The 22,385-nt window shown below is 68.3% G+C and carries 22 protein-coding genes; 10 read left to right on the forward strand and 12 right to left on the reverse strand.

Annotated elements, in window-relative coordinates:
• The 3 genes from ITJ49_RS10405 to efeU form a co-directional block, all read right to left on the reverse strand.
• The coding region (locus tag ITJ49_RS10405; RefSeq protein ID WP_370544463.1) for a Dyp-type peroxidase domain-containing protein at positions 1-496 on the reverse strand (496 nt) is incomplete at its 3' end.
• 8 nt (positions 497-504) lie between these two features.
• Positions 505-1,704, reverse strand: coding sequence for an iron uptake system protein EfeO (gene efeO, locus ITJ49_RS10410; protein WP_194604918.1), 1,200 nt, complete (start codon positions 1,702-1,704; stop codon positions 505-507).
• The gene (gene efeU, locus ITJ49_RS10415; protein WP_194604921.1) at positions 1,701-2,597 is read right to left on the reverse strand and encodes an iron uptake transporter permease EfeU; all 897 of its coding nucleotides are present in this window, start codon (positions 2,595-2,597) and stop codon (positions 1,701-1,703) included. The genes efeO and efeU overlap by 4 nt, the downstream gene beginning before the upstream one ends.
• 136 nt (positions 2,598-2,733) lie before the next feature.
• Here efeU and ITJ49_RS10420 point away from each other — a divergent pair, with 136 nt between their 5' ends.
• The 4 genes from ITJ49_RS10420 (at position 2,734) to ITJ49_RS10435 (ending at position 6,878) form a co-directional block, all read left to right on the forward strand.
• Positions 2,734-4,059, forward strand: a complete 1,326-nt coding sequence (locus ITJ49_RS10420) for a PIG-L family deacetylase (RefSeq protein ID WP_194604924.1) — start codon at positions 2,734-2,736, stop codon at positions 4,057-4,059.
• 3 nt (positions 4,060-4,062) lie between these two features.
• Positions 4,063-4,389 carry a ferredoxin gene (fdxA, locus tag ITJ49_RS10425; protein ID WP_055963045.1) on the forward strand — a complete coding sequence of 109 codons (327 nt, stop codon included), beginning with the start codon at positions 4,063-4,065 and terminating at the stop codon, positions 4,387-4,389.
• A 13-nt stretch (positions 4,390-4,402) separates the two neighbouring features.
• On the forward strand, positions 4,403-5,503 hold the full coding sequence (gene dapC / locus ITJ49_RS10430; protein ID WP_194604927.1) for a succinyldiaminopimelate transaminase: 1,101 nt from the start codon (positions 4,403-4,405) through the stop codon (positions 5,501-5,503).
• A 61-nt stretch (positions 5,504-5,564) separates the two neighbouring features.
• Positions 5,565-6,878 (forward strand): citrate synthase, encoded by a 1,314-nt coding sequence (locus ITJ49_RS10435; RefSeq protein ID WP_084816224.1) that lies wholly within the window; start codon positions 5,565-5,567, stop codon positions 6,876-6,878.
• 97 nt (positions 6,879-6,975) lie between these two features.
• Here the strand turns inward: ITJ49_RS10435 and dapD are convergent, their stop codons facing one another.
• Positions 6,976-7,932: a 2,3,4,5-tetrahydropyridine-2,6-dicarboxylate N-succinyltransferase gene (gene dapD / locus ITJ49_RS10440; protein WP_194604929.1), complete on the reverse strand. Its 957-nt coding sequence runs from the start codon at positions 7,930-7,932 to the stop codon at positions 6,976-6,978.
• Between the two features lie 79 nt (positions 7,933-8,011).
• Between dapD and dapE the strand changes: the two genes are divergently transcribed.
• The 3 genes from dapE to ITJ49_RS10455 all read left to right on the forward strand — a co-directional run bounded on the left by dapE (position 8,012) and on the right by ITJ49_RS10455 (position 10,592).
• Positions 8,012-9,085, forward strand: a complete 1,074-nt coding sequence (gene dapE / locus ITJ49_RS10445) for a succinyl-diaminopimelate desuccinylase (RefSeq protein WP_194604932.1) — start codon at positions 8,012-8,014, stop codon at positions 9,083-9,085.
• Positions 9,070-10,320, forward strand: coding sequence for a hypothetical protein (locus ITJ49_RS10450; RefSeq protein ID WP_370544464.1), 1,251 nt, complete (start codon positions 9,070-9,072; stop codon positions 10,318-10,320). Before dapE ends, ITJ49_RS10450 begins: the two co-directional genes overlap by 16 nt.
• A 95-nt stretch (positions 10,321-10,415) precedes the next feature.
• On the forward strand, positions 10,416-10,592 hold the full coding sequence (locus ITJ49_RS10455) for a DUF3117 domain-containing protein (RefSeq protein ID WP_084816223.1): 177 nt from the start codon (positions 10,416-10,418) through the stop codon (positions 10,590-10,592).
• 56 nt (positions 10,593-10,648) lie between these two features.
• Here ITJ49_RS10455 and ITJ49_RS10460 read toward each other — a convergent pair whose 3' ends face one another.
• A complete protein-coding gene (locus ITJ49_RS10460) occupies positions 10,649-11,275 on the reverse strand; it encodes an O-methyltransferase (protein ID WP_055963031.1) in 627 nt (208 codons plus the stop codon).
• A gap of 63 nt (positions 11,276-11,338) precedes the next feature.
• Here ITJ49_RS10460 and ITJ49_RS10465 point away from each other — a divergent pair, with 63 nt between their 5' ends.
• Positions 11,339-11,728, forward strand: a complete 390-nt coding sequence (locus ITJ49_RS10465) for a Sec-independent protein translocase TatB (RefSeq protein WP_233573078.1) — start codon at positions 11,339-11,341, stop codon at positions 11,726-11,728.
• Positions 11,729-11,751: 23 nt separating this feature from the next.
• On the opposite strand, the gene ITJ49_RS10470 is transcribed toward ITJ49_RS10465, so the two are convergent.
• The 6 genes from ITJ49_RS10470 to ITJ49_RS10495 form a co-directional block, all read right to left on the reverse strand.
• Positions 11,752-12,669, reverse strand: coding sequence for a LysR family transcriptional regulator (locus tag ITJ49_RS10470; RefSeq protein ID WP_194604935.1), 918 nt, complete (start codon positions 12,667-12,669; stop codon positions 11,752-11,754).
• 520 nt (positions 12,670-13,189) lie between these two features.
• A complete protein-coding gene (locus ITJ49_RS10475) occupies positions 13,190-14,353 on the reverse strand; it encodes an Mrp/NBP35 family ATP-binding protein (RefSeq protein WP_370544465.1) in 1,164 nt (387 codons plus the stop codon).
• Entirely contained in the window at positions 14,346-14,885 is a 540-nt protein-coding gene (locus tag ITJ49_RS10480) for a DUF1003 domain-containing protein (protein ID WP_194604937.1), read from the reverse strand. The genes ITJ49_RS10475 and ITJ49_RS10480 overlap by 8 nt, the downstream gene beginning before the upstream one ends.
• Complete coding sequence (locus ITJ49_RS10485) at positions 14,866-16,191, reverse strand: magnesium transporter MgtE N-terminal domain-containing protein (protein WP_194604940.1); 1,326 nt, start codon at positions 16,189-16,191, stop codon at positions 14,866-14,868. Before ITJ49_RS10485 ends, ITJ49_RS10480 begins: the two co-directional genes overlap by 20 nt.
• Positions 16,192-16,375: 184 nt before the next feature.
• A complete protein-coding gene (locus ITJ49_RS10490; protein ID WP_194604942.1) occupies positions 16,376-17,863 on the reverse strand; it encodes an aminopeptidase P family protein in 1,488 nt (495 codons plus the stop codon).
• Between the two features lie 76 nt (positions 17,864-17,939).
• Entirely contained in the window at positions 17,940-18,965 is a 1,026-nt protein-coding gene (locus ITJ49_RS10495) for an endonuclease/exonuclease/phosphatase family protein (protein WP_370544466.1), read from the reverse strand.
• Between the two features lie 64 nt (positions 18,966-19,029).
• Between ITJ49_RS10495 and ITJ49_RS10500 the strand changes: the two genes are divergently transcribed.
• On the forward strand, positions 19,030-19,884 hold the full coding sequence (locus tag ITJ49_RS10500; RefSeq protein WP_194604946.1) for a PHP domain-containing protein: 855 nt from the start codon (positions 19,030-19,032) through the stop codon (positions 19,882-19,884).
• A gap of 169 nt (positions 19,885-20,053) precedes the next feature.
• Here ITJ49_RS10500 and ITJ49_RS10505 read toward each other — a convergent pair whose 3' ends face one another.
• Entirely contained in the window at positions 20,054-21,523 is a 1,470-nt protein-coding gene (locus tag ITJ49_RS10505; RefSeq protein WP_194604948.1) for a DEAD/DEAH box helicase, read from the reverse strand.
• Between the two features lie 98 nt (positions 21,524-21,621).
• On the opposite strand from ITJ49_RS10505, the gene ITJ49_RS10510 reads away from it, so the two are divergent.
• Positions 21,622-22,347: a ferritin-like fold-containing protein gene (locus ITJ49_RS10510; protein WP_194604951.1), complete on the forward strand. Its 726-nt coding sequence runs from the start codon at positions 21,622-21,624 to the stop codon at positions 22,345-22,347.
• Positions 22,348-22,385 lie beyond the last annotated feature (38 nt).

Genomic DNA, 22,385 nt, shown 5'->3' on the forward strand with positions numbered 1-22,385 from the left:
TCGAGACGAGGCCGAAGCGATCGTCGAACAGCGAGGGGCCGAAGCCGATCGTGATGGTGAGGCCCGAAGCCGGCAGGTCGAGCGCTTCTCCGGTGTCGTCCGGGGGAGCGTAGAGCGAGCCGCCGGTGGCGCCGGTGGGCGACACCTCCTGCCCACGGGTCATGCGGCCGGCCGCGTACGACCAGTCTTTGAGGAGGTCGACGAGCTCGGCTCGCGTCACGCCCGACGCGATGTCGAAGGCCGCGAAGTGCAGGCGGTCCTGCGCCGCGGTGACGATGCCCGACTGGTGCGTGGCGTAGAAGGGATAGGTCGTGTTCGCGCCGCTCGAGGCGGCCGCAGCGCTCGTGACCGCCGACTCGATTCCGAGTGCGGAGCCCGCGCCCATCACGCCCGCGCCGAGGCCCACTCCGGCCAGGCCGAGCAGCCCGCGCCGCGACAGTCCGGGGCGCGGAGCGGTCTCGTCGTCCGTGGCGACGCTCGTCTGCCTGTCTCTCACCCTGCGCCCTAGCCGAGGAGCGCCGCGGTGAGCTTCGACAGGGGCTCGCTGAGGGCGTTGACGCCGTCGGAGAGGGCCTTCTTGTCGGCTGCCGTGAGCTTCGTGTACGACGGGTACGAGGTGTCGAGGCTGCCGTACTTCGCGAGGAGCGCGTCGAGCGACTTGAACTCGGAGTCGAGCTCGGTCGCGAGCGACTTGTCTTTCGTGAGAAGGATCGAGCGCACGCCCTCGTAGGCGACCTGCGCGCCCTCGAGGTTGGCCTGGAAGTCGTAGAGGTCGGTGTGCGACCAGGTCTCTTCTTCGCCGGTGATCTTCGACGTCGCGACCTCGTCGAGGAGGCCGACAGCGCCGTTAGCGATCGTGTCGAGCCCGACGCTGAAGTCGGTGGCGGTGACCTCGTCGTAAAGCTGCTTGGTGTTCTTGGTGAGCTGCGCGGCGAGGGTCTTCTTCTCAGCGGTGGTCAGAGCGGTCTTGTAGTCGGAGCGGCCGGGAACGGCGGCGGTCGGCTGCCACAGGTCTTTCTCGATCCGGTGCCAGCCCGTCCACTTCTCGCCCTTCTCGAGGTCGGCGGCGCGGTTGTCGAGCTGAGGATCGAGGTCGCCGAACGACTCGGCGACGGGCTCGATGCGCTCGTAGTGCGCACGCACCTCGGGGTAGAGCTTCTTGGCCGCTGCGTCGTCGCCCGCGAGCCACGCGTCGAGGAAGTCCTGCGTGCCGGTCACGAGCTGGCCGGTCTGATCTTTGATGTACCCGACGTAGGCCTTGTCGGCCGCGTCGATCTGCTGCTGCTCGGTGCCGGTCGCCTTGATGGTCTTGCCCGAGTCGGTGACCGTGAACTTGGCGCGAACGCCCTCGCCGACGAGACCCGGGATGCAGGCGGTGTAGTAGTCGCCGGCCGCGAGCTGCGTGGTCAGCGTGCCCGACGTTCCGGGCCCGATGTTCTCTTTTTCGCTCAGGATCCGGAGCCCGTCCGAGGCGAGGACCTCGAACTCCGTGTTGTCGGATCCTTCGTTCGCCATAGTGAAGGTGACCGTTCCGCTCGGCGCGGTCGTGGTCGAGACCTCGCAACTCGAGTCTTTGCCGGTGACGCTGACGGTCGTGGCACCGTTCGACGAGGATCCCGCGGACGGGTTGTTCTCGACGCAGCCGGTCAGGGCGAGGGCGGCGACGGCGACTCCGGCCGCAAGGCCGAGGGGGCGAACGATCATTCGGGTGCTCCAGTGCTGAGTACGGACTCGCGTGAGCCCGGGGTGGGCGTCGGGTCGGCGGTGGTGGTCGAGGGGGAGGTCGTCTTGGCCGGGCGGCGGCGTGTGGCGCGGAGGAAGAGGGGGAGGACGACCACGAGATAGGCGAGCCAGACGACGGACTGCAGCACCGTCGGGCGCGGGGTGAAGTTGACGAGGCCCTGGAGAAGGGTGCCGTACCAGCTGGTCGGCGGGATCGCGCGCGAGATGTCGAACGCGTAGACGCTCGCGCCGGGCAGGGCTCCGGCCTCCTGCAGGTCGCCGATGCCGTACAGCAACACGCCGGCGGCGACGATCACCAGGAAGAACCCGGTGATGGTGAAGAACTTCGCCAGGTTGAGGTGGACGAAGCCGCGGTAGATGCCGATCTCGATCACGATGGCCGCGGCGATGCCGAGAAGAGCGCCGATGGCGGGAATGGCGGTGCCTCCCGCGGTCGACACGGTCGCCCAGACGAACAGCGCCGTCTCGATGCCCTCGCGGCCGACCGAGAGGAACGCGAGGCCGACGATCGCCCAGGCGCCGCCGAGGAGGGCCTTGTCGAGGTTCGACTGCAGGTCGTGCTTCATGCTGCCGGCTGTCTTCGCCATCCAGAAGGTCATCGTCGTGACGAAGCCGACGGCGATGATCGACAGCCCGCCGCCGATGATCTCCTGCGCCTGGAAGCTGAGGCCGTAGCGGCCGAAGGTGAGCAGGGCACCGAGGCCGAGCGAGAGAACTGCGGCGAGAGCGACGCCGGCCCAGATCCGGGGCAGCACGTCGCGCCGCCCGACCTTGACCAGGTAGGCGATGAGGATGCCTACGACGATGGAGGCCTCGAGACCTTCGCGGAGGCCGATGAGGAAGTTGGCGAGCACGGGCGAGCCTTATGAATCGGATGGGCCGGAGCCGGTCGGCGGGGCGATGGCCCTGACCGGGTGAGGTCGACTTATGTTGGTAAGCCTTGCCTAACCAGAGACGACCATAATGGCCGCTCGCCTATCCTGTCCAGTGATGAGCACTTCCGAGACCGACCCTCCAGCCCCTGTTGCCTCGACATCGAGAGACCGAGGCAGCGACCTCGAGCGAGTCCTCGTGGTGCACGCCCACCCCGACGACGAGACGATCGCGACCGGGGCGCTGCTGGCGACCCTCGTCGACGACGGCGCCCACGTGACGGTCGTCACCTGCACTCGCGGAGAGCTCGGCGAGGTCATGCCCGACGACCTCGCCAGCCTGCGCGGCCGCGACGCCGCGCTCGCCGCCCACCGACAGAACGAGATCGCCGAAGCGATGGCCGTCCTCGGGGTGACCGACCACCGGTTCCTCGGCACCGAGAGTGCTCGCACGCCCGGTCTTCCCGTCCGCGCCTACCGCGACTCCGGCATGGAGTGGGGGAGCGACGGCATGCCCATCCCCGTGGTCGACGTGCACCCGGCCGCGTTCTGCTCCGCCTCCTTCGGCGAGATCGTCTCCGACCTGGCGGCCGTGGTCGACGACGTGCAGCCGACCGCCATCGTCAGCTACGACGTCGACGGCGGCTACGGGCACCCCGACCACGTCCGGGTCAACCGCGCGGTAGCGCGAACCGCCGAGATCGCGGGTGTTCCGTTCTTCGCGATCACGGGCGGCACCGTCGAGATGGAGACCTCGTCCGGCGGTCGAGCGTCCGGAGGGCCGGCTCTCTCGGGCGCCGTCGTCGTCGATGGCGCCCCCGTGCTCCTGCGCAAGGTCCGCGCCCTCGAGGCCTACCGCTCGCAGGTGCGCGTCGTCCGCACACCGGGCGGGCCCGCCCTGGAGTTTCCGCACGGCGCCATCGAGCCGGTCAGCGTCGTCGAGACGTTCCGTCACGTGGCCGAGCCGGAGCCCGCGTCGTTCCCGCAGGGTGCCGGCATGGACGAGCTCGGCCCGCTGGGCAAGGGCCTGACCTACGGCGCCTCGCTCGTCGCCGGCGCCCTCTTCGGGGCCATCGGCACGATCGCCCATCAAGAGACGGCGGGTGGCTTCCCGGTCGGGGCGACGCTGGCGCTGGCCATGGTCGCGGCACTGCTGATCGGCTTCAGGATCCAATTCGGCTCACGATTCGTCGGCGTCCTCGCGGCCCTGGGAGTGGTCGGCGTCGTCGGCCTCCTGTCCCTTCCCCAGTCGAGCGGAACCGTGCTCGTGCCGGGCAACGCGCTCGGCTACGCGTGGCTCTTCGGCCCGGTCGTGATCGCCCTGTTTGTCTTGGGCTGGCCCCGGTTCGGGGCTCTGCGGGCCGCACGGGCCGCGCGGGTCGATAGACTGGGACACTCGCCGCAGAGTCCGACCGACCTGCCCGATGCGAAGGAACAGATTTAGCCCGTGACGTATGTGATCGCCCTCCCCTGTGTCGATGTCAAAGACCGCGCCTGCATCGACGAGTGCCCGGTCGACTGCATCTACGAGGGTGAACGCTCGCTCTACATTCACCCCGACGAATGCGTCGACTGCGGTGCCTGCGAACCGGTTTGCCCCGTCGAGGCGATCTACTACGAAGACGATCTTCCCGACAAGTGGTCCGAGTACTACAAGGCCAATGTCGAGTTCTTCGACGAGATCGGCTCGCCGGGCGGTGCCGCCAAGATCGGTGTGATCGCTCACGACCACCCGGTCATCTCGGTTCTGCCGCCGCAGGCCGCCGAGCACTGATCGGCGTCTCGGCGTGGCTCTGACTCTTCCCGAGTTTCCGTGGGATTCCCTGGCCGACGCCTCGGCTACCGCGCGCCGCCACGAGGGCGGCATCGTCGACCTCTCGGTCGGATCGCCTGTCGACCCGACCCCGGCCGTCGTGCGCAACGCCCTGCGTGAGGCGACCGACGCGCACGCCTATCCGCAGGTCGCCGGCACCCCGGCCCTACGCGCCGCCATCATCGACTGGTATGCCGAACGGCGCGGCGTCACCGGCCTCACCGACGCGAACGTGCTGCCGACGATCGGCTCGAAAGAGCTCATCGCCGGCATGGCCCTCTGGCTCGGTCTCGGCCCGGGCGATACCGTCGTGTACCCGACGAATGCCTACCCGACCTACGAACTCGGCGCGGCACTGGTCGGCGCCACCGCCCTCGCCTCCGACGACCCCGCCGAGTGGCCTTCGTCGACGAAGCTCGTCTGGCTCAACAGCCCCGGCAATCCCGACGGTCGAGTCCTCTCGATCGAGCAGCTCAAGGCCGCCGTTGAGCGTGCCCGCGAGCTCGGGGCCGTCATCGCTGGCGACGAGTGCTATGCCGAGCTCGGCTGGGAGGCGGAGTACGACGACACGGCGACACCCTGCATCCTCGACGAGCGAGTGATCGGCGACAGCCGCCGAAACGTGATCTCGGTCTACTCGCTGTCGAAGCAGTCGAACCTCGCGGGCTACCGCGCCGGGTTCATCGCCGGCTGCGGCGAGATCGTCGGGCAATTGCTCGGCGTGCGAAAGCACGCGGGTCTTATGCCCCCGGCGCCGGTGCAGCAGGCCATGGTGACAGCCCTGGGTGACCACGACCACGTTCGCGCCCAGAAGGCGCTCTACCGAGGGCGGCGCGACCGGCTCTCGCGAGCCCTCGTCGCCGCCGGATTCCGCATCGACGACAGCGAGGCGGGTCTCTACCTCTGGGCCACCCGCGACGAAGACGCCTGGGCGACCGTGGCGTGGCTCGCCGACCGGGGCATCCTGGTGGCGCCGGGCACGTTCTACGGGGTGAGCGGTGCACGTCATGTGCGCATCGCGCTCACCACGACCGACGAGCGGATCGATGCGGCCGTGAGTCGTCTCGCTGGCTGAGCCGTCGGATCCTGCGCTCGGGGGTGCTCGCGCCCGGTGCCCCTCCTACTAGGCTGAACGAGTGACTGACACTGCCAACGACGCCCAGAAGGCCACGCAGCAGACGGCGAAACTCACGTTCCCGGGCGGAACGGCCGAGTTCCCGATCGTCCCGTCCAGCGACGGGGCATCGAGCGTCGACATCTCGACGTTCATGAAGCAGACGGGCTACTCGACGCTCGACGCCGGATTCGTGAACACGGCCGCCACCAAGAGCGCGATCACCTACATCGACGGCGACGAGGGCATCCTCCGCTATCGCGGGTACCCGATCGAGCAGGTCGCGGCGAACTCGACTTTTCTCGAGACCGCGTGGCTGCTGATCTACGGTGAGCTGCCGACCGCCGACGAGCTCGCCTCGTTCGACGCGCGCATCCGCCGCCACACTCTTCTGCACGAAGACCTCCGCCGGTTCTTCGATGCGCTGCCCGCTTCGGCTCACCCGATGTCGGTGCTGTCGTCGGCCGTCGGCGCGCTGTCGACGTTCTACGAAGACACCATGGACGTCAAAGATCCGGCCCAGGTCGAACTCCAGACCATCCGCCTCTTGGCGAAGCTGCCCGTCATCGCCGCCTACGCCCACAAGAAGAGCCTCGGACAGGCGTTCCTCTACCCCGACAACAGCCTTTCGTTCGTCGACAACTTCTTGAAGCTCAACTTCGGCACGATGGCCGAGCCGTACGTCGTCAACCCGGTGCTCTCGAAGGCCCTCGAGCGGCTGCTCATCCTCCACGAAGACCACGAGCAGAACGCGTCCACCTCGACGGTCCGCCTCGTCGGCTCGACCGAGGCCAACATGTACTCCTCGATCTCGGCTGGCATCTCGGCCCTCTACGGCCCGCTGCACGGCGGTGCCAACGAGGCCGTGCTCAAGATGCTGGCCGAGATCCGCGACTCCGGTCAGGGAGTCGCCCGCTTCGTCGAGCGCGTCAAAAACAAGGAGGAGGGCGTCAAGCTGATGGGCTTCGGCCACCGGGTCTACAAGAACTACGACCCGCGCGCGAAGCTCGTCAAAGAGAGTGCCGACGAGGTTCTAGCGGCCCTCGGCGTGAAAGACGAGCTGCTCGACATCGCCCTCGAGCTGGAGCAGGTCGCGCTCAGCGACGAGTACTTCATCTCGCGCAAGCTCTACCCGAACGTCGACTTCTACACCGGCATCATCTACAAGGCCATGGGGTTCCCGCCCCGCATGTTCACGGTGCTCTTCGCCATTGGGCGGCTGCCCGGGTGGATCGCGCACTGGCGTGAGATGAACGTCGACAAGGCCACCAAGATCGGCCGACCGCAGCAGCTGTACGTCGGAGCAACCGAGCGCGACTGGCCCGAGGGTCGCTGACCGCAAGCGTGCGACAGCTAGTCGCGTTTCGCGGGTTTAGTCGCGGCATACCGCGACTAAACCCGCGTTTCGCGACTAGTCGACGCGGATGCCTGGCTCAGGCGTGCAGAGCCTCGTTCAGCGTCACGCCGGTGCCCTTGCGCTGCAGTACCTCGACGGCCCCGGTCAGCGAGTTGCGGCGGAACAGCAGCCCGGCCCGGCCCGATAGCTCGACGGCCTTGACCGTCTGCTGCTTGCCGTTCGTGTCGGAGGCCGACCCAACGACGACCACCTTCGTGCCGGCCGTCACGTAGAGGCCCGCCTCGACGACGGTGTCGTCGCCGATCGAGATGCCGATGCCTGAGTTCGCTCCGAGCAGGGCTCGGTCGCCGATAGAGACGCGCTGGGTGCCGCCGCCCGAGAGCGTGCCCATGATCGAGGCGCCGCCGCCGACGTCGGAGCCGTGGCCGACGACGACGCCCTGCGACACGCGACCCTCGATCATAGAGTCGCCGAGCGTTCCCGCATTGAAGTTGACGAAGCCCTCGTGCATGACGGTCGTTCCCGGTGCCAGGTGAGCGCCGAGGCGCACGCGCGACGCGTCGGCGATGCGCACCCGCTCGGGCAGCACGTAGTCGAGAAGGCGGGGGAACTTGTCGACGCCGGTCGCCTGAATCCCCGCACGCTGCAGGCTTCGGCGCAGCCGGCCGAAGTCGTCGGGGTGCACGGGGCCGGCGTTCGTCCATACGACCGCCGGCAGGTGGGCGAAGATGCCGTCGAGGTTGATCGTGTTCGGCTTGACGAGCAGGTGGCTGAGCAGGTGCAGGCGCAGATAGGCGTCTGGGGTCGATGCGGGTGCCGCCTCGAGGTCGATTCGCACCGTGACGGGCTCGAGCGTCACGGCTCGGCGGTTGTCAGGGCCGGCCTGCTCGCCGATCTCGGCCGGCGCGAGAGCCGGGTCGCGATCGGCGGGAAACTCGCCGAGAACGGGCGAGCCGAACCACGTGTCGAGGATCGTGCCGTCGGAGGCGATGGTGGCGAGGCCGTAGCCCCAGGCGGCGGAAGAAGCACTCATGGCAAAAGGGTATCGAGGATCCGACGGGGTCGCGTTCGTCTCCGAGGTCCCGTTATCGACGCCCGGCTAGGCTGTGCCCATGCCAGCCCTCGACCTGACCGTCTCCTCGATCGACCTCACCCGGCAGCTGTGCGATATCCCCTCGGTGTCGGCCGATGAGAAGCGGATCGCCGACGACATCTGGGCCACTCTCGAGGGGTGCGATCACCTCGAGCTCTTCCGGGACGGCGATGCCATCGTCGCGAAGACGAACCTCGGCCGGGCGAAGCGGGTCGTCATCGCCGGGCACATCGACACCGTGCCGATCAACGACAACGTTCCGACCCGCTACGAGACGATCGACGGTGTCGACTACCTCTGGGGCCGCGGCACCGTCGACATGAAGGCCGGCTGCGCGGTCGCGCTCACGCTCGCCGTCGAATTGACCGAGCCGAACGTCGACATCACCTGGGTCTGGTACGACCACGAAGAGGTCTCCGATGCGCTCAATGGTCTCGGCCGCCTGACTCGCGAGTACCCCGAGATGCTCGCGTCCGACTTCGCGATCCTCATGGAGCCGTCGAATTCGAGCGTCGAGGGTGGCTGCAACGGCAACCTCCGCGCCGAGATCCGCACCTACGGCCTCCGCTCGCACAGCGCCCGCTCCTGGATCGGCGACAACGCCATCCACAAGGCCGCGCCCATTCTCGCGAAGCTCGCCGCCTACGAAGCGCGCCAGGTCGAAGTCGACGGCCTCGTCTACCGCGAGGGTCTCAACGCCGTCGGAATCAGCGGCGGCGTCGCCGGCAACGTGATCCCCGACGAGTGCATGGTGCACGTCAACTACCGGTTCGCACCGAGCCGCTCGGCTGATGAGGCCGTGGCGCATATCCACGAGCTGTTCGGCGAGTACGACGTCACGATCGTCGACCTGGCGCAGGGCGCTCGCCCGGGCCTTGACGCGCCCCTCGCGCAGGAATTCCTGAAAGCCGTCGGCGGCGAGGCCAAGCCGAAGTACGGCTGGACCGACGTTGCGCGCTTCTCGGGCCTCGGCATCCCCGCGGTCAACTACGGCCCCGGCGACCCGATGAAGGCCCACGCCGACGACGAGCGCGTCGCGCTCGAGCAGATCACCGAGTGCGAGCGCGGGCTGCGGGCGTGGCTGACGGCCTGATCACCGGTAGCCGCCCTTCGGCGCGAAGCGAGGTGAGTGCGGCAACGCCTCTCTCACGCGTTCGCGCAATCGTCGACCGGCTGCCGTGGTGGGCGCAGGTCCTGCTGATCTTCGTGGCGTCGCGCCTCGTCAGCACGGCGCTTCTGCTCGGGTTCGCCGGCGCTCAGGCGACCAATCCCTGGACCGTCTCTCGACCCGACTACGCGAGCTTTGCGAAGATCTGGGACGGCCAGTGGTACTACATCGTCGCCCAGATCGGGTATCCGAGCGTGCTGCCGCTCACCGCCGACGGGCACGTCGCGCAGAACCAATGGGCGTTCCTCCCGGTCTACCCCGTGGTCACCCGTGGGCTGATGGAGCTGACCGGAGCGTCGTTCGCGCCGACGGCAGTGTTTGTGTCGGTGCTGGCGGCCGCAGCGACCGCCCTGGTGTTCTCTCGGATCCTCGTCCGGTTCCTTCCCGCCGGGTCGGCCCTCTTCGGAGTGCTGCTCTTCTGTGTGGCCCCGCTGTCGCCGCTGCTGCAGGTGGCGTACGCCGAGTCGCTGTTCCTGTTGCTGCTGGCGGTCGCGCTTCTGCTGCTGCTGCAGCGGCGTTACGGGTTGATGCTGCTCGTGCTCGCGGTTGCGTCCTTCACTCGGCCCGGTGTGATCGCCTTCGCCCTGGCGCTCGCGCTCCACTGGGGTCATCGGTACCTCCGCCGGGAGACTGAGCCGTTCCCCCCTCGGGAGCGCCTGAAAGTCGCAGTCGTGGCGGTAGCCACGGGAGTCTTCGGCATAGCCTGGCCCGTCGTGGCGGCCATCGTCACCGGCCGTCTCGACGCCTACACGGCCACCGAGCTGTCATGGCGCGCCGACTACATCGGCTACGGCCACCTCCTGCCCTTCACCTCGTGGGTCCAGGGGGCGAACTGGTGGGTGCCGGGTGGTGCGGGGGTGGTCTTCCTCGTCGTGGCGGTAGTCCTCTTCGGGCTGTTCCTCGTCACCCCGTGGGCACGGCGCCTGCCCCTCGACCTGCGGTTCTGGGTCGTTGCCTATGTGCTCTACCTGCTGGCGGTGTTCTTTCCGCAGTCGTCGACGTTCCGTGTGCTGATGCCGATTTTCCCGCTGCTCGGAGCGCTCGCCGTTCCGCGGTCGAAGGTGTTCCGCGTGAGCCTCGTGGCCGTCTTCGTCGTCGCCCAGTGGATCTGGCTCTACTACTGCTGGTGGGTGAACGGGTACGACTGGACACCCCCGTGATAGGCGGTTCGGCGACGCCTGACGGCCGACGTTTAGGGACTGGCCTGCAAATAACCGATAATAGGTATGAGCATTCCGCGAAAGGGGACTATCTGATGGCAGCCATGAAGCCGAGGACCGGCGACGGACCAATGGAGGCCGTGAAGGAGGGTCGGCTCATCATCGTGCGCGTTCCGCTGGAGGGCGGAGGGCGCCTGGTGGTCTCGGTCAACGATGACGAGGCCAAAGAGCTGCACGACGCCCTAGCCGGCGTTGTCAAAGCCGCTTCCTAACGGCCCCCAGAAGACGCCCCGCACAGAACGTGCGGGGCGTTTTTGCGTGCCCGGCGTCAGCGCTTGACGAGCTGGAGGAGTCCGTCGCCGGCGGTCGCGAGCGAGCTGATCACGGCCGGTGACGTCGACACCTCGGTGAGGAGCGTGCGATAGTCGGCGGTGATCTGCTCGCGGGCGGCGGGGTTGGCCACGCGGCCGTTCCAGAGGGCATGAGCGACGAGGACGATCCCGCCCGTGCGGGCCAGCCGGAGGCCGTGCTCAACGTATTCGATGACGCCCTCGGGATCGGCGTCGATCAAGACCACGTCGTAGGAGTTCTCGTTCATCCGCGGTAGCACCTCGCGGGCGCGACCGGCGATCAGCCGCACGCGGTTGGCCGGGATGCCGGCGAGCACGTACGTCTCTCGAGCCGTCTGCTGATGATCGACCTCACTGTCGATCGACGTGAGTGTGGCGGAGGGCGCTCCCGCCATGAGCCACAGGCCGGAGACGCCGAGACCCGTGCCGATCTCAATGATGTTCTTGGCACCGATGAGGGCTGTGGTCAGCGCCAGCTGCGCACCGACACCGGGCGAGACTGCCTCGACACCCGCTTCGAGGGAGTGCTGGCGCGCAAGACCGATGGCGTCGCTCTCGGTGACCAGTTCTTCGGCGAACTTCCAACTGGACTCTTTGTGTGGCACTCGTTACTCCTCGTCGGTCAACTCTAGGGGGCGCTCCGAGGTTCGAGCCGTTAGTCTCTTCACGTGTTGCCCTCCTTCGACAAGATCTTCGTGATCGCGCTCATCGCGGTCATGCTGTTGGGGCCCACACGCCTTCCGATCTATGCGCAGAAGCTCGGTCAGCTCGTCCGAACCGTTCGGGGTATGGCCGACACGGCCCGGGCCCGCATGAAAGAGGAGATGGGCGAGGAGTACAACGACGTCGACTGGCAGAAGCTCGACCCGCGTCAGTACGATCCCCGTCGCATCATCCGCGACGCCCTCCTCGACGAGCCCACGACCGTCATCTCGACTCCGGCGTCGGCCGCCGCGGCGTCGGCTGTGGCGGCGGGCCTGCCCACCCGCAGCTCGCGCGCGACGGTGGTGCCGTTGTCTGCAGGCGAGGCGCCGCCCTACGACAACGAGGCGACGTAGGCCCTGCGCGGATCCTCGTCTCTTTAGACGGTACCGTGCAGCGAAGCCACTCGTGAGGCCTCGGCGCGAAGGGCGTCGACGACGCGGCGAACCGACGGCCGTTCGGCGCGATCGGGACGGAGCAGCACCGACACGTAGCGCACAGCGCGCATCCCCTCGAGCGGCAGCAGCACCATGTCGTCGCGAACGCCGCTCGATGTGAAGCGGGGGAGCACGGCGATGCCGAGGCCGGCGCCGACCAGCGACTCGGTGATGCGGGTGTCGCTGAAGCGTTGCGATATACGCGGTGCCGTGCCGGTGATGCGCTCGATCTCGCGGTACACCCAGTCGTACGGGTAGCCCTTCGGCACGCCGATCCAACTCTCGCCGACGAGGTCTTCGAGGGCCAGCGAGGCGCGGCCGGCGAGTCGGTGGTCGGCGGGGAGCGCGATGTCGAGCGGTTCGCGGAGCAGGGGCACGATCGTGAGCCCTCGACCGCGCCAGCTTCGTTCGCCGTCGGGGGAGTGCGCGATGACCACGTCGAAGTCGCCCGTGAGGTCGGGGAACGCGAGGGTGGCCGGATCGTGGTCGGAGGCGCGCACGACCAGGCCCGGCGTCTCGGCCACGGTCTTGAGCAGCCCGGGAAGCAGCATCTGTCCGGCCGTCGGGAACGTCGCCAGAGTGACCTCCCCCTGGGGTGCCACGAGGAAGTCGTCCCAGGTGGCCTGAGCGCGCTCGAGGGCGACTGCGACATCGGCCGCCGTTTGGGCCAGCACCCGCCCCGACCCGGTCAGCACGAGGCCCCTCCCCTGCCGCTCGGTGAGGGGTGTGCCAGCCTCGCGTTCGAGCACCTTGAGCTGCTGCGACACGGCCGACGGGGTGCGGTGCGTGGCTTTGGCGACCGCGGCGATACTGCCCCGCTCGGCGAGTTCGCGGAGGAGCTCGAGGCGCTTGACATCCATGAAGCAAACCTACATTGTCACACTAGAAAAGGTCGATTGTCCTTTGCAATTCTCGTCTTCATACTGGTATTACACACAACGACCACATCGCCATGGAGGGCATCATGTTCATCGGAATCACCGTTCTCGCAGTCGCCGCATTCGCCGGTATCGTCGGCACCGTCGTCAGCACCAGCACCGACGGCTACCGTCGTCAGCCCACGCGCTCCTTCGACTGAGCCCACGCGTTCGCGCGACCAGCAGCAGCCCACGGCGACCCCCGCAGTAGCGGGAGGTCGCCTTTGCTGTTTACGGCGCAGCCTGTCGGGTGCAGTCTTTTTCGTGGCTCAGGATCCGACGGGTCGCCCGAACCTTACGCGTCCGGTTTTGCGCGTCTCGGCCCTAAAGCGGCCGGATCAGGCCGAATTCGCAGAACGACGGCCCGGCTGGGGGGCACGAGCGTTCAGAACGCTGGCAAAACCAGCTGATTTGCCCGCTACAGGGGGCCTTTCAGCTCGCTCTTGCCAGACTTCTGAACGCGTCAGAAGACCGTGACCCCGAGTCGGCGGCCCGCCAGCCCGCGCCCCTGGCTCGCCAGCCTCGCGGCCAACGTCTCGATCGCTTGTGCCGCCGGGTCACCCGGCTGGCTGACGACGACCGGCTCGCCCGCGTCGCCGCCTTCGCGCAACGCCAGGCTCAACGGCACACTCGCCAGGAGCTCGACGGGAGACTCCTGCCCCTTCGAGAGCCGCCGGGCGGTCTCCACGCCGCCACCCGAGCCGAACAGCTCGAGCACTGAGCCGTCGGGCTGGGGCATTCCCGACATGGTCTCGACGACGCCGAGCAACTTCTGCCCGGTCTGCCGGGCGACGAGCCCGGAACGCTCGGCGACGTCGGCCGCCGCCGGCTGGGGTGTCGTGACGACGATGACCTCGGCGTTCGGCAGTAGCTGCCCGACTGAGATAGCCACGTCGCCGGTGCCGGGTGGCAGGTCGAGCAGGAGTACGTCGAGGTCTCCGAAATAGACGTCGGTCAGGAATTGCTGGATGGTGCGGTGCAGCATGGGGCCACGCCAGGCCACCGCGGTCGAGGTGTCGTCGACGAACATGCCGATCGAGATCACCTTCACCCCGTAGGCGACGGGCGGCAGGATCATGTCGTCGACCTGCGTCGGCTTCACACTCGCACCCGCGTCGTCGACCAGGCCGAGGAGCCCGGGGATCGAGAAGCCGTAGACGTCGGCGTCGACGATGCCGACCGCGAGCCCGCGGGCGGCCAGAGCGACCGCGAGGTTGGCAGTGACCGTCGATTTGCCGACGCCGCCCTTGCCGCTCGTCACGGCGTAAACCCGCGTCAGTGAGCCGGGCCCGAACGGCATGACCCGGGCAGCGCGGCCGCCGCGCAGCTTCTCGGTGAGCGCAGCCCGCTCCTCGCGGGTCATCACGGTTATGTCGACGTCGACCGCCGTGACCCCCGCGACGCGGGCGGTCGCGGCGCGAACGTCGCGTTCGATGGTGTCGGCCGCCGGGCAACCGACGATCGTGAGCTTGACGCCGACGGTCGCCGCGCCGCTGTCGTCGACCGCGATGTCGCCGACCATGTCGAGGTCGGTGATGGGTTTACGGATCTCGGGGTCGAGCACGCCGGCGAGGGCGGTGCGGATGCGCGCTGACACGCCCTCGGGGGCGGGCAGCGGGTCAGTCACGCGCGGATCCTGGGGTCTCTGGCAATGCCTCCGGTTCGTCTCGACGGTCGAGTTCTTCGAGCAGCGACCGGAGTTCGTCGCGGATGAAGTCTTTCGACGCCATGTCTTTCATCGCGAGGCGAAGTGCCACGACCTCGCGGGCCAGGTATTCCGTGTCGGCGAGATTGCGCTCGGCACGTTGGCGGTCCTGTTCGACCTGCACTCGATCGCGGTCGTCTTGGCGGTTCTGCGCGAGGAGGATCAGCGGCGCGGCGTAGGAGGCCTGGAGCGACAGGATGAGGGTCAGGGCAGTGAAGCCGATCGCGGCCGAGTCGAAGCGGAGATTGATCGGCGCGAGCGTGTTGTAGCCCATCCACGCGACACAGAAAAGCGTCAGGGCGATCAGGAAGTAGGGCGTGCCCATGTTGCGGGCGATCGACTCCGTCGCTCGGCCGAACCGATCACGGCTCGGCCCTTTGCGGCCGGAGAGGACGCGGGTGCGGAGGCCCTTGGGCGAGTCGAGACGGACGTCGCTACGGCTGTCGCGTGCCATTGGTCGTCCTCCTTCCGGTTACGGTCGCGGTTGCTCTTCTGAGGCGGGGCCGGGTGTGGCCCAAGGGTTGCTCGGGATCCTGGCTTCGCCAGTCGTCGGGCAGTACGTGGTCGAGGACGTCGTCGATAGTCACCACCCCGACAAGTCGGTGGTTGTCGTCGACGACCGGGACGCTGACGAGGTTGTAGCGCGCCATGACGCGTGTCACCTCGAGAGCGGACGCACCGACGTTGACCGGTTCGGTCTGAGCGTCGAGAAGCGTGCCCAGACGCTCGTTGGGCGGATACCGGAGCATCCGCTGGAAGTGCACCATGCCGAGGAAGCGGCCGGTCGGAGGCTCGTAGGGCGGCAGGACGACGCAGACGGCTGCGCCGAGCGCCGGAGCGATCTCGTGGCGGCGGATCAGCGCGAGGCCCTCGGCGACGGTGGCATCACCCGACACGATGACTGGATCGGTCGTCATCAGACCGCCCGCCGTGTCGGAGTCGTAGCTGAGGAGCATGCGGACGTCGTCGGCCTCGTCGGGCTGCATCAGGGCCAGCAGCGCTTCACCCCGCTCGTCGGTGAGCTGGGCGATGAGGTCGGCCGCGTCGTCGGGCTGCATCTGGTCGAGCACATCGGCCGCGCGATTGTCGTCGAGGCGGTTGAGGATCGACACCTGCTCGTCTTCGGGCATCTCTTCGAGGACGTCGGCCAGACGGTCGTCAGAGAGCTCTTCGGCGACTTCGTAGCGACGCTCTTCGCCCAGATCGAGCAGGGTGTTCGCCAGGTCGGCGGGAAGCAGGTCGGCGTAGGCGGCGATAACGTGCTCGGCGCTCTGGGCCTCGCCGGGGGCGCTCTCTTCGCGGACGTCCGTCCATAGGGCGAAGACGGTAGGCCCCTTGCCGAACGGGGAGGGGCTCGCCTTCGGCTTGCGCAGGAAGACCTGCCCGACCTCCCAGCCGCCCTCGTCGGTCTCGTCGATCGCGACGTCTTCGATGGTGGCGAGCGAGTTGTCGTGGCGGAGTCGAACCTTGCGGCCGAGGATCTCGGCGATCACCCGCACCTCGCCGCCGCGCTGCTCGAACCGGCGGAGCGCGATGGTACCCGTGGTGATGATCTGACCGGAGCCGATGCTGGTGACCCGGCCGATCGACACGAAGACGCGTCGCTTGCCGGGGACCTCGACGACGAGACCGACGACCCTTGGAGCTTCGTCGTTGCGGTAGACGACGAGGACGTCGCGGACCTTGCCGACGCGATCGCCCGCGGGGTCGAAAACGAGGCACCCGGCGAGCCGGGCGACGAAAACTCTCGTGGCGCTCACTCGACCAATTTAGCCTGTGCCGGTGACCGTCGGGGACCGGCGCGGGGATGGGCTACCGACTGACGCCAAATGCTGGACCGAGCACGCCCGGTGCGACATTCAGCGGCACTCGCGGCGGCGAGGCGCGGTTGCCGCAGCGGCTACGGACGCGGGAGCAGAAGTAGCGGCCCCTGGGTGCAAGGACCTAGGCCCGGGCGATCCAGGCCTCGACGTCGGACGCGGTGCGCGGAATGCCGACCGAGAGGTTCTCAGCGCCGTCGGCCGTGACGAGGATGTCGTCTTCGATGCGCACGCCGATGCCCCGGAACGCCTCGGGCACCGTGAGGTCGTCGGGCTGGAAGTAGAGGCCAGGCTCGATAGTGAAGACCATGCCGGCCTCGATCACACCGTCGAGGTAGAGGTCGCGTCGGGCAGCGGCGCAATCGTGCACGTCGATGCCGAGGTGGTGGCTCGTGCCGTGCACCATGTAGCGACGGTGGTACTGCGCGTCGGGCTTAATCGACTCGGCGGCCGAGACGGGCAGGAACCCCCACTCGGCGGTCTTTTCGGCGATGACGGCCATGGCCGTGGCGTGGATCTCGCGGAACCGAATGCCGGGCTTGACGATCGCGAAGGCGGCGTCGGCCGCCTCCAAGACCGCCTCGTACACCAGGCGCTGCACGTCGGTGAACCGACCGGAGACCGGCAGGGTGCGGGTGATGTCGGCGGTGTACAGGCTGTCGAGCTCGACCCCCGCGTCGATCAGGATGAGGTCGCCGGGCAAGACGCGGCCGTCGTTGGTCGTCCAGTGCAGAACACAGGCGTGCTCGCCGGACGCGGCAATCGTGTCGTAGCCGACCGTGTTGCCGTCGGCGCGGGCGCGGCGGTTGAACGTGCCCTCGACGATGCGCTCACCCCGAGGGTGTGCCAAGACCTCGTCGAAGTCGGCGATGACGTCGTCGAAACCCTTCTTGGTGACGGCGACCGCCTGCCGCATCTGGGCGACCTCGTAGTTGTCTTTGACGAGACGGAGCTCGCTGAGGTCGCGGGCGAGAACGTCGGTGGTCGCCGACCGATCGGCCACAGTGTCGACGGTCGCCTCACCGGCCGGCGCGGGGAGCAGGGCATCGACGCGGCGCGTCAGATCGCCGTCGGCCTCGCGGACGAGGAGCGTGTCGGCATCGACGGAGCCGACGACCGACTCGAAGTCAGAAAGATCGCGCGTAGCCAGACCGAGGTCGACGCCCACATCGACGAGCGACGGCCGAGGCCCGATCCAGAACTCGCCGATGTCGGAGTTCGCATAGAACTCATCGGAGTCGCGGCCCGCGCTCGCCCGGAAGTAAAGCGTCGCCTCGTGGCCGTCGGCGGTGGGCTCGAGCACCAGGACGGAGCCGGGGACGCTGTCGGAGGCCCAGCCCGTCAGGTGCGCGAAGGCGGAGTGAGGGCGGTAGGGGTAGTCGGTGTCGTTCGACCGCACCTTGGCCTGCCCGGCCGGTACGATCAGCCGCTTGCCCGGGTGGAGAGCCGACAGGCGCGCACGTCGATCGGCCGTGAAGGCCGTCTGCTCGCGGGGCGTCGAGACCGAGTCGGCACGATCGGCCCACTGCGACGAGATGTACTCCTTGAACGTGTCGGAGCCCGGGGTCGTCGAACGATTGGAGGTGGCGCGAGGTGCCTTCTGATCAGCCATGCCCACCATTATGGTCGCCGCCGCCCGAGAGCGGATTGCGTTCTCCACAGGGTTGCGCCGTGCCTGTGGCTGCGCTCTAGTCGGTCGACGTCGGGGTGAGCTGCGCGAGCACCGGTCGGTGGTCGCTGCCCGAGCCGTCCTGCGTCGTGATCACGCGGAAGCCCGAGACGCTCCAGTCGGAGGTCGCCATCACGTGGTCGATCGGTGCAGCGAGCAGGGCGGGAACCGTGGTCGGCCAGGTGCCGACTGCCCCGTTGGCTGACGCCTTCGCCGCGTCACGACAGCTGCCGAGGGTGGTGCTCGGCTTCGATCCGAGGCCGGACTGGTGGTCGAGCGTCGAGTTGAAATCGCCGGCCATGATCATGCTCTCGCCCGAGCACAACTTCGCGAGGTACCGCAGCCCGGCACGCCAGTCGGTCATGAGCGCCTTGACGGGCGCCGCTGGATGGGCCGCCACGATCACCGGGCCGGAGCCGTCGGCCGGGCGTGCCACGACCGTCGGGAGCACGGGCGTGGTGCCGCCCTCATCGTCGGCGACGACCCGGTAGGTGCCGAGCTTGGTCGAGATGAGCAGGGCCGTCGACTTGGCGCTGTCGGTCTTGTCGTACGCGAGCACGAGCACGCTGACGGGGCGCTTGGCTGCCTTCATCTTCGCGGCGACGGCGTTAGCGGTCTTGCGGGTCGTCTCGGGCAGGCTCACGATGTCGGCCTTCGAGTTGACGGCGAGCTTCGCGATGGTCGATGCGCCCGGAGCCCCGCCAAGGGTGTTCCACGCGAGCACACGAACGTCTCCGGCGGCCTTGACATCGAACTTCGTCGACCCGGTGCCGCGCTCGACGAGCACCCCACCGGTAACCGCCGCGAAGACCAGCAGCAGCACGGCCGCGGCAGCGAGCAGACTCCGCGCGGCGCGGAGGGCGAGGCCCGCGAAGAGGAACACGACCGCCACGACGACGGCGACGACCACGAGGATCCCGCGGAACGCGATCACCTGAGCGACGTAATAGCGCTGTTCCAGCCCGAGGACCTGGGGGAACGCCGCGACGAACAGCGCCGCGGCCAGGGCCAGCAGCAGGACGAAGGAGACGAGTCGACGGATCACGGTGGAACGAGCCTAGGGGACACCGCCGACTTCGACCTCTCCCGCACCGCCTACGATGGAGTCCATGATCACCGGGCCGATCGACCTGCATACCCACAGCAGCGTCTCCGACGGCACAGAGGCTCCCGCCGACCTGATCGCCAGCGCGGTGACGGCCGGCCTCGCGGCCGTGGCTCTCACCGACCACGACTCGACGAGCGGCTGGGACGAGGCGCGAGCGGCAATCGTGGGCACCGGCCTCACCCTCATTCCCGGCATGGAGCTCTCCACCCGGGTCGGCTACAACAGCGTGCACATGCTGGGGTATCTCTTCGACCCGGCTTCGCCCGAACTCGTGGAAGAGACCACCCGTCTCCGCAACGACCGGCTGCACCGCGCGGAGCGAATGGTCACGCGTATCGGCGCCGATTACGACATCGACTGGGGCGACGTGCTCGCCCAGGCCTCCGAGGGGGCGACTCTCGGTCGACCCCACATCGCCGATGCCCTCGTGGCGAAAGGCTACGCCCGGGATCGCAGTGCGGCGTTTGCCGGGATCCTGCACTGGCGCAGTGGCTACTACGAACCGCACGAGGCGCCCTCGCCCCTGCTCGGCATCCGCATCATCCGTGCGGCGGGTGGCGTGCCGGTGCTCGCGCACCCGGCCACCCGCGGGCGTGAGGCGAACCTGCCGCAATCCCACCTGCTTGAGCTCGTCGAAGCAGGGCTCGGCGGCGTCGAGATCAGCCACCGTGACAACACCGAGGGCGGCAAGCAGACGCTGCGCGCGCTCGCGGACCAGTACGACCTCATCGTGACCGGGTCGAGCGACTACCACGGCGAGGGCAAACCAAACCGGCTCGGCGAGAACACCACCGAGCCCGAGCAGCTCGAGCGCATCATCGACCGAGCCACCGGGTCGGCGCCGTTCGTCGGCTGATTCGCCAGACGAGTCTCGGCGTTGGGGCCCGCGCCCTGCACCCTCCCGAATTCGAAGGAAATCCTGGCGGCATGCCGCGCCGATCCGCCTCACTTTCGCGAAACGGCGCGAATCTCCTTCAAATTCGGAACGGGGCTGGGGACGGAGCCCGGTCGAGCTGGGCCCCTCGCTACTCCTGAGGAGCTTGCGAGGTCGACGACTGCTCGCCGGCCGGGCGACGTCGGCGGTTGCGGCTGCGTGAGCGTGCGGGGCGAGCCTCGCCCTCGCTCGATTCGGCGGGCGCGCTGGTCTCGGTGGCGGGGGAGGAGGATCCTGCACTGTCGCCGCCTCGGGTGCGCGAGCGACCCGAGCGACCGTCGGAGGATCGGCCCTCAGACGAGCGCCCCTCGGAGCGCCCACCCGACGAACGGCCGCCGGTCGACGGTGCCGTGCGGGGCGGAACCTCGCGCGACGTCGGCTTGAGACGGCCGCGGGTGCCCTCGGCGATGTCGAGGTCGGTGAAGAGGTGCGGGCTCGATGAGTAGGTCTCGACCGGCTCGGGCATGTTCATCTCGAGCGCGCGGTTGATGAGGGCCCACTTGTGCAGGTCGTCCCAGTCGACGAAGGTGACGGCGATTCCGGTCTTGCCGGCACGGCCGGTGCGGCCGGCACGGTGCAGGTAGGTGTCGTGGTCGTCGGGCACCGTGTGGTTGATCACGTGCGTGACGTCGTTGACGTCGATGCCTCGGGCCGCGACGTCGGTCGCGATCAGGATGTCTTTCTTGCCGGCCTTGAAGGCGGCCATGGCCCGCTCGCGCTGCTCCTGGTTGAGGTCGCCGTGGACCGCCGCAGCGCTGAACCCGCGGTCGTTCAGCTCTTCGACGAGCTTGGCAGCCGCGCGCTTGGTGCGGGTGAAGATGACGGTCTTGCCGCGACCCTCGGCCTGGAGGATGCGCGCGATGACCTCGTCTTTGTCGAGCGAGTGCGCGCGATAGACGACGTGCTTGATGTTCGCCTGCGTGAGGCCCTCGTCGGGGTCGGTGGCGCGGATGTGGATCGGCTTAGTCATGAAGCGGCGCGCGAGGGCGACGATCGGCCCAGGCATGGTGGCCGAGAAGAGCATGGTGTGGCGGGTCGGCGGGATTTGGGCGAAGATCTTCTCGATATCGGAGAGGAACCCGAGATCCAGCATCTTGTCGGCCTCGTCGAGCACGACCTCGGTGACGTCTTTGAGGTTGAGCAGACGCTGGCCCGCGAGGTCGAGGAGCCGACCCGGGGTGCCGACGACGATCTGCGCGCCGTCTTTGATCTGCTCGACCTGACCCTCGTACGCCTTACCGCCGTAGATCGAGACGATCTTCGTGTCGGGGCGGTTCGCCGTGGCGATCTCGAGGTCTTGGGTCACCTGCACGCACAGCTCGCGCGTCGGCACGACGACGAGCACCTTGACGCCGGGGACCGGGTGGTGGCCGATGCGCTGGATGATCGGGAGGCCGAAACCGAAGGTCTTGCCGGTGCCGGTCTTCGCCTGGCCGATGATGTCTTGGCCGGAGAGAGCGAGCGGAATGGTCTGGGTCTGGATCGGGAAGGGCTCGACGATGCCCTTTGCCGCCAGTGCATCGACCATGTCCTGGTCGATGGAGAGGTCGCTGAATGTCAAGTGTGGCCCTGTTTCATATAGAGGGGTAAGCCCACAGTTTAGCCGGTCGCATGCCAGCCCTCACCGGACGCCGGGCCGCAACCCTCTAAGGTGGTGCCGTGGTGTCGTGGAAGGGGTTCCGGTTCGGTCGGTCGTCGACCGCCGGTCAGCGTCCCCGACCTGCCCCGAGGCCCATCCCGGTGAGCCGGGTCGAGCTGGGCGATTTCACTCCCGATCTCGACGTCTACCTCGGCCTCGTCGCCTACTTCCAGCTCGCTCTGTTCGAGTCGCTCGGCCACGCGTCGAGCCTGGCTTCGTCTACCCGCACGAAGGCGCTGACCGGCGTGATCGCGGCGTCGACCCTCGAGCGACACAAGGCCATGCTCACCCTGATCGTGCGCGCCGACAAAGACGCGTCCGACGTGATGCAGCCGCACGCCGAGCTGATCGACGACTTCCAGCGCCGCACTACCGGCCGCGACTGGCACGAGGCCATGCTGGCGACCTACGTGGCAGCCGGCCTGCTCGACGACGTGTTCGTCCGCCTCGCCGATGGTCTGCCGGGCGACTACCGCGATCGCGTGGTCGCCGGTCTCGAAGTCGATGCCGAGAGCGATGAGACGGCGATCGTCGCCGAACTGTCGCTCGGGATCGGAGCCGATCCTCGCCTGGCCTCACGGCTGGCCCTCTGGGGGCGCCGTCTCGTCGGCGACACTCTTCTGGTGGCCCGCGCGGCGATCGCGGCCTCGCACCAGTCGGCCGACGACGAGCGACTCGAACCGGTCTTCACCGAGTTGATCGCCGCTCACACTCGGCGGATGGACGCCCTCGGCCTGACGGCCTAGTCGTCACCGAGACTGGCTCGCCGACGAGACGGCAGGAT

Origin of the sequence: Frondihabitans sp. VKM Ac-2883 (genome assembly GCF_015350875.1) — a bacterium.
GTDB lineage: Bacteria > Actinomycetota > Actinomycetes > Actinomycetales > Microbacteriaceae > Frondihabitans.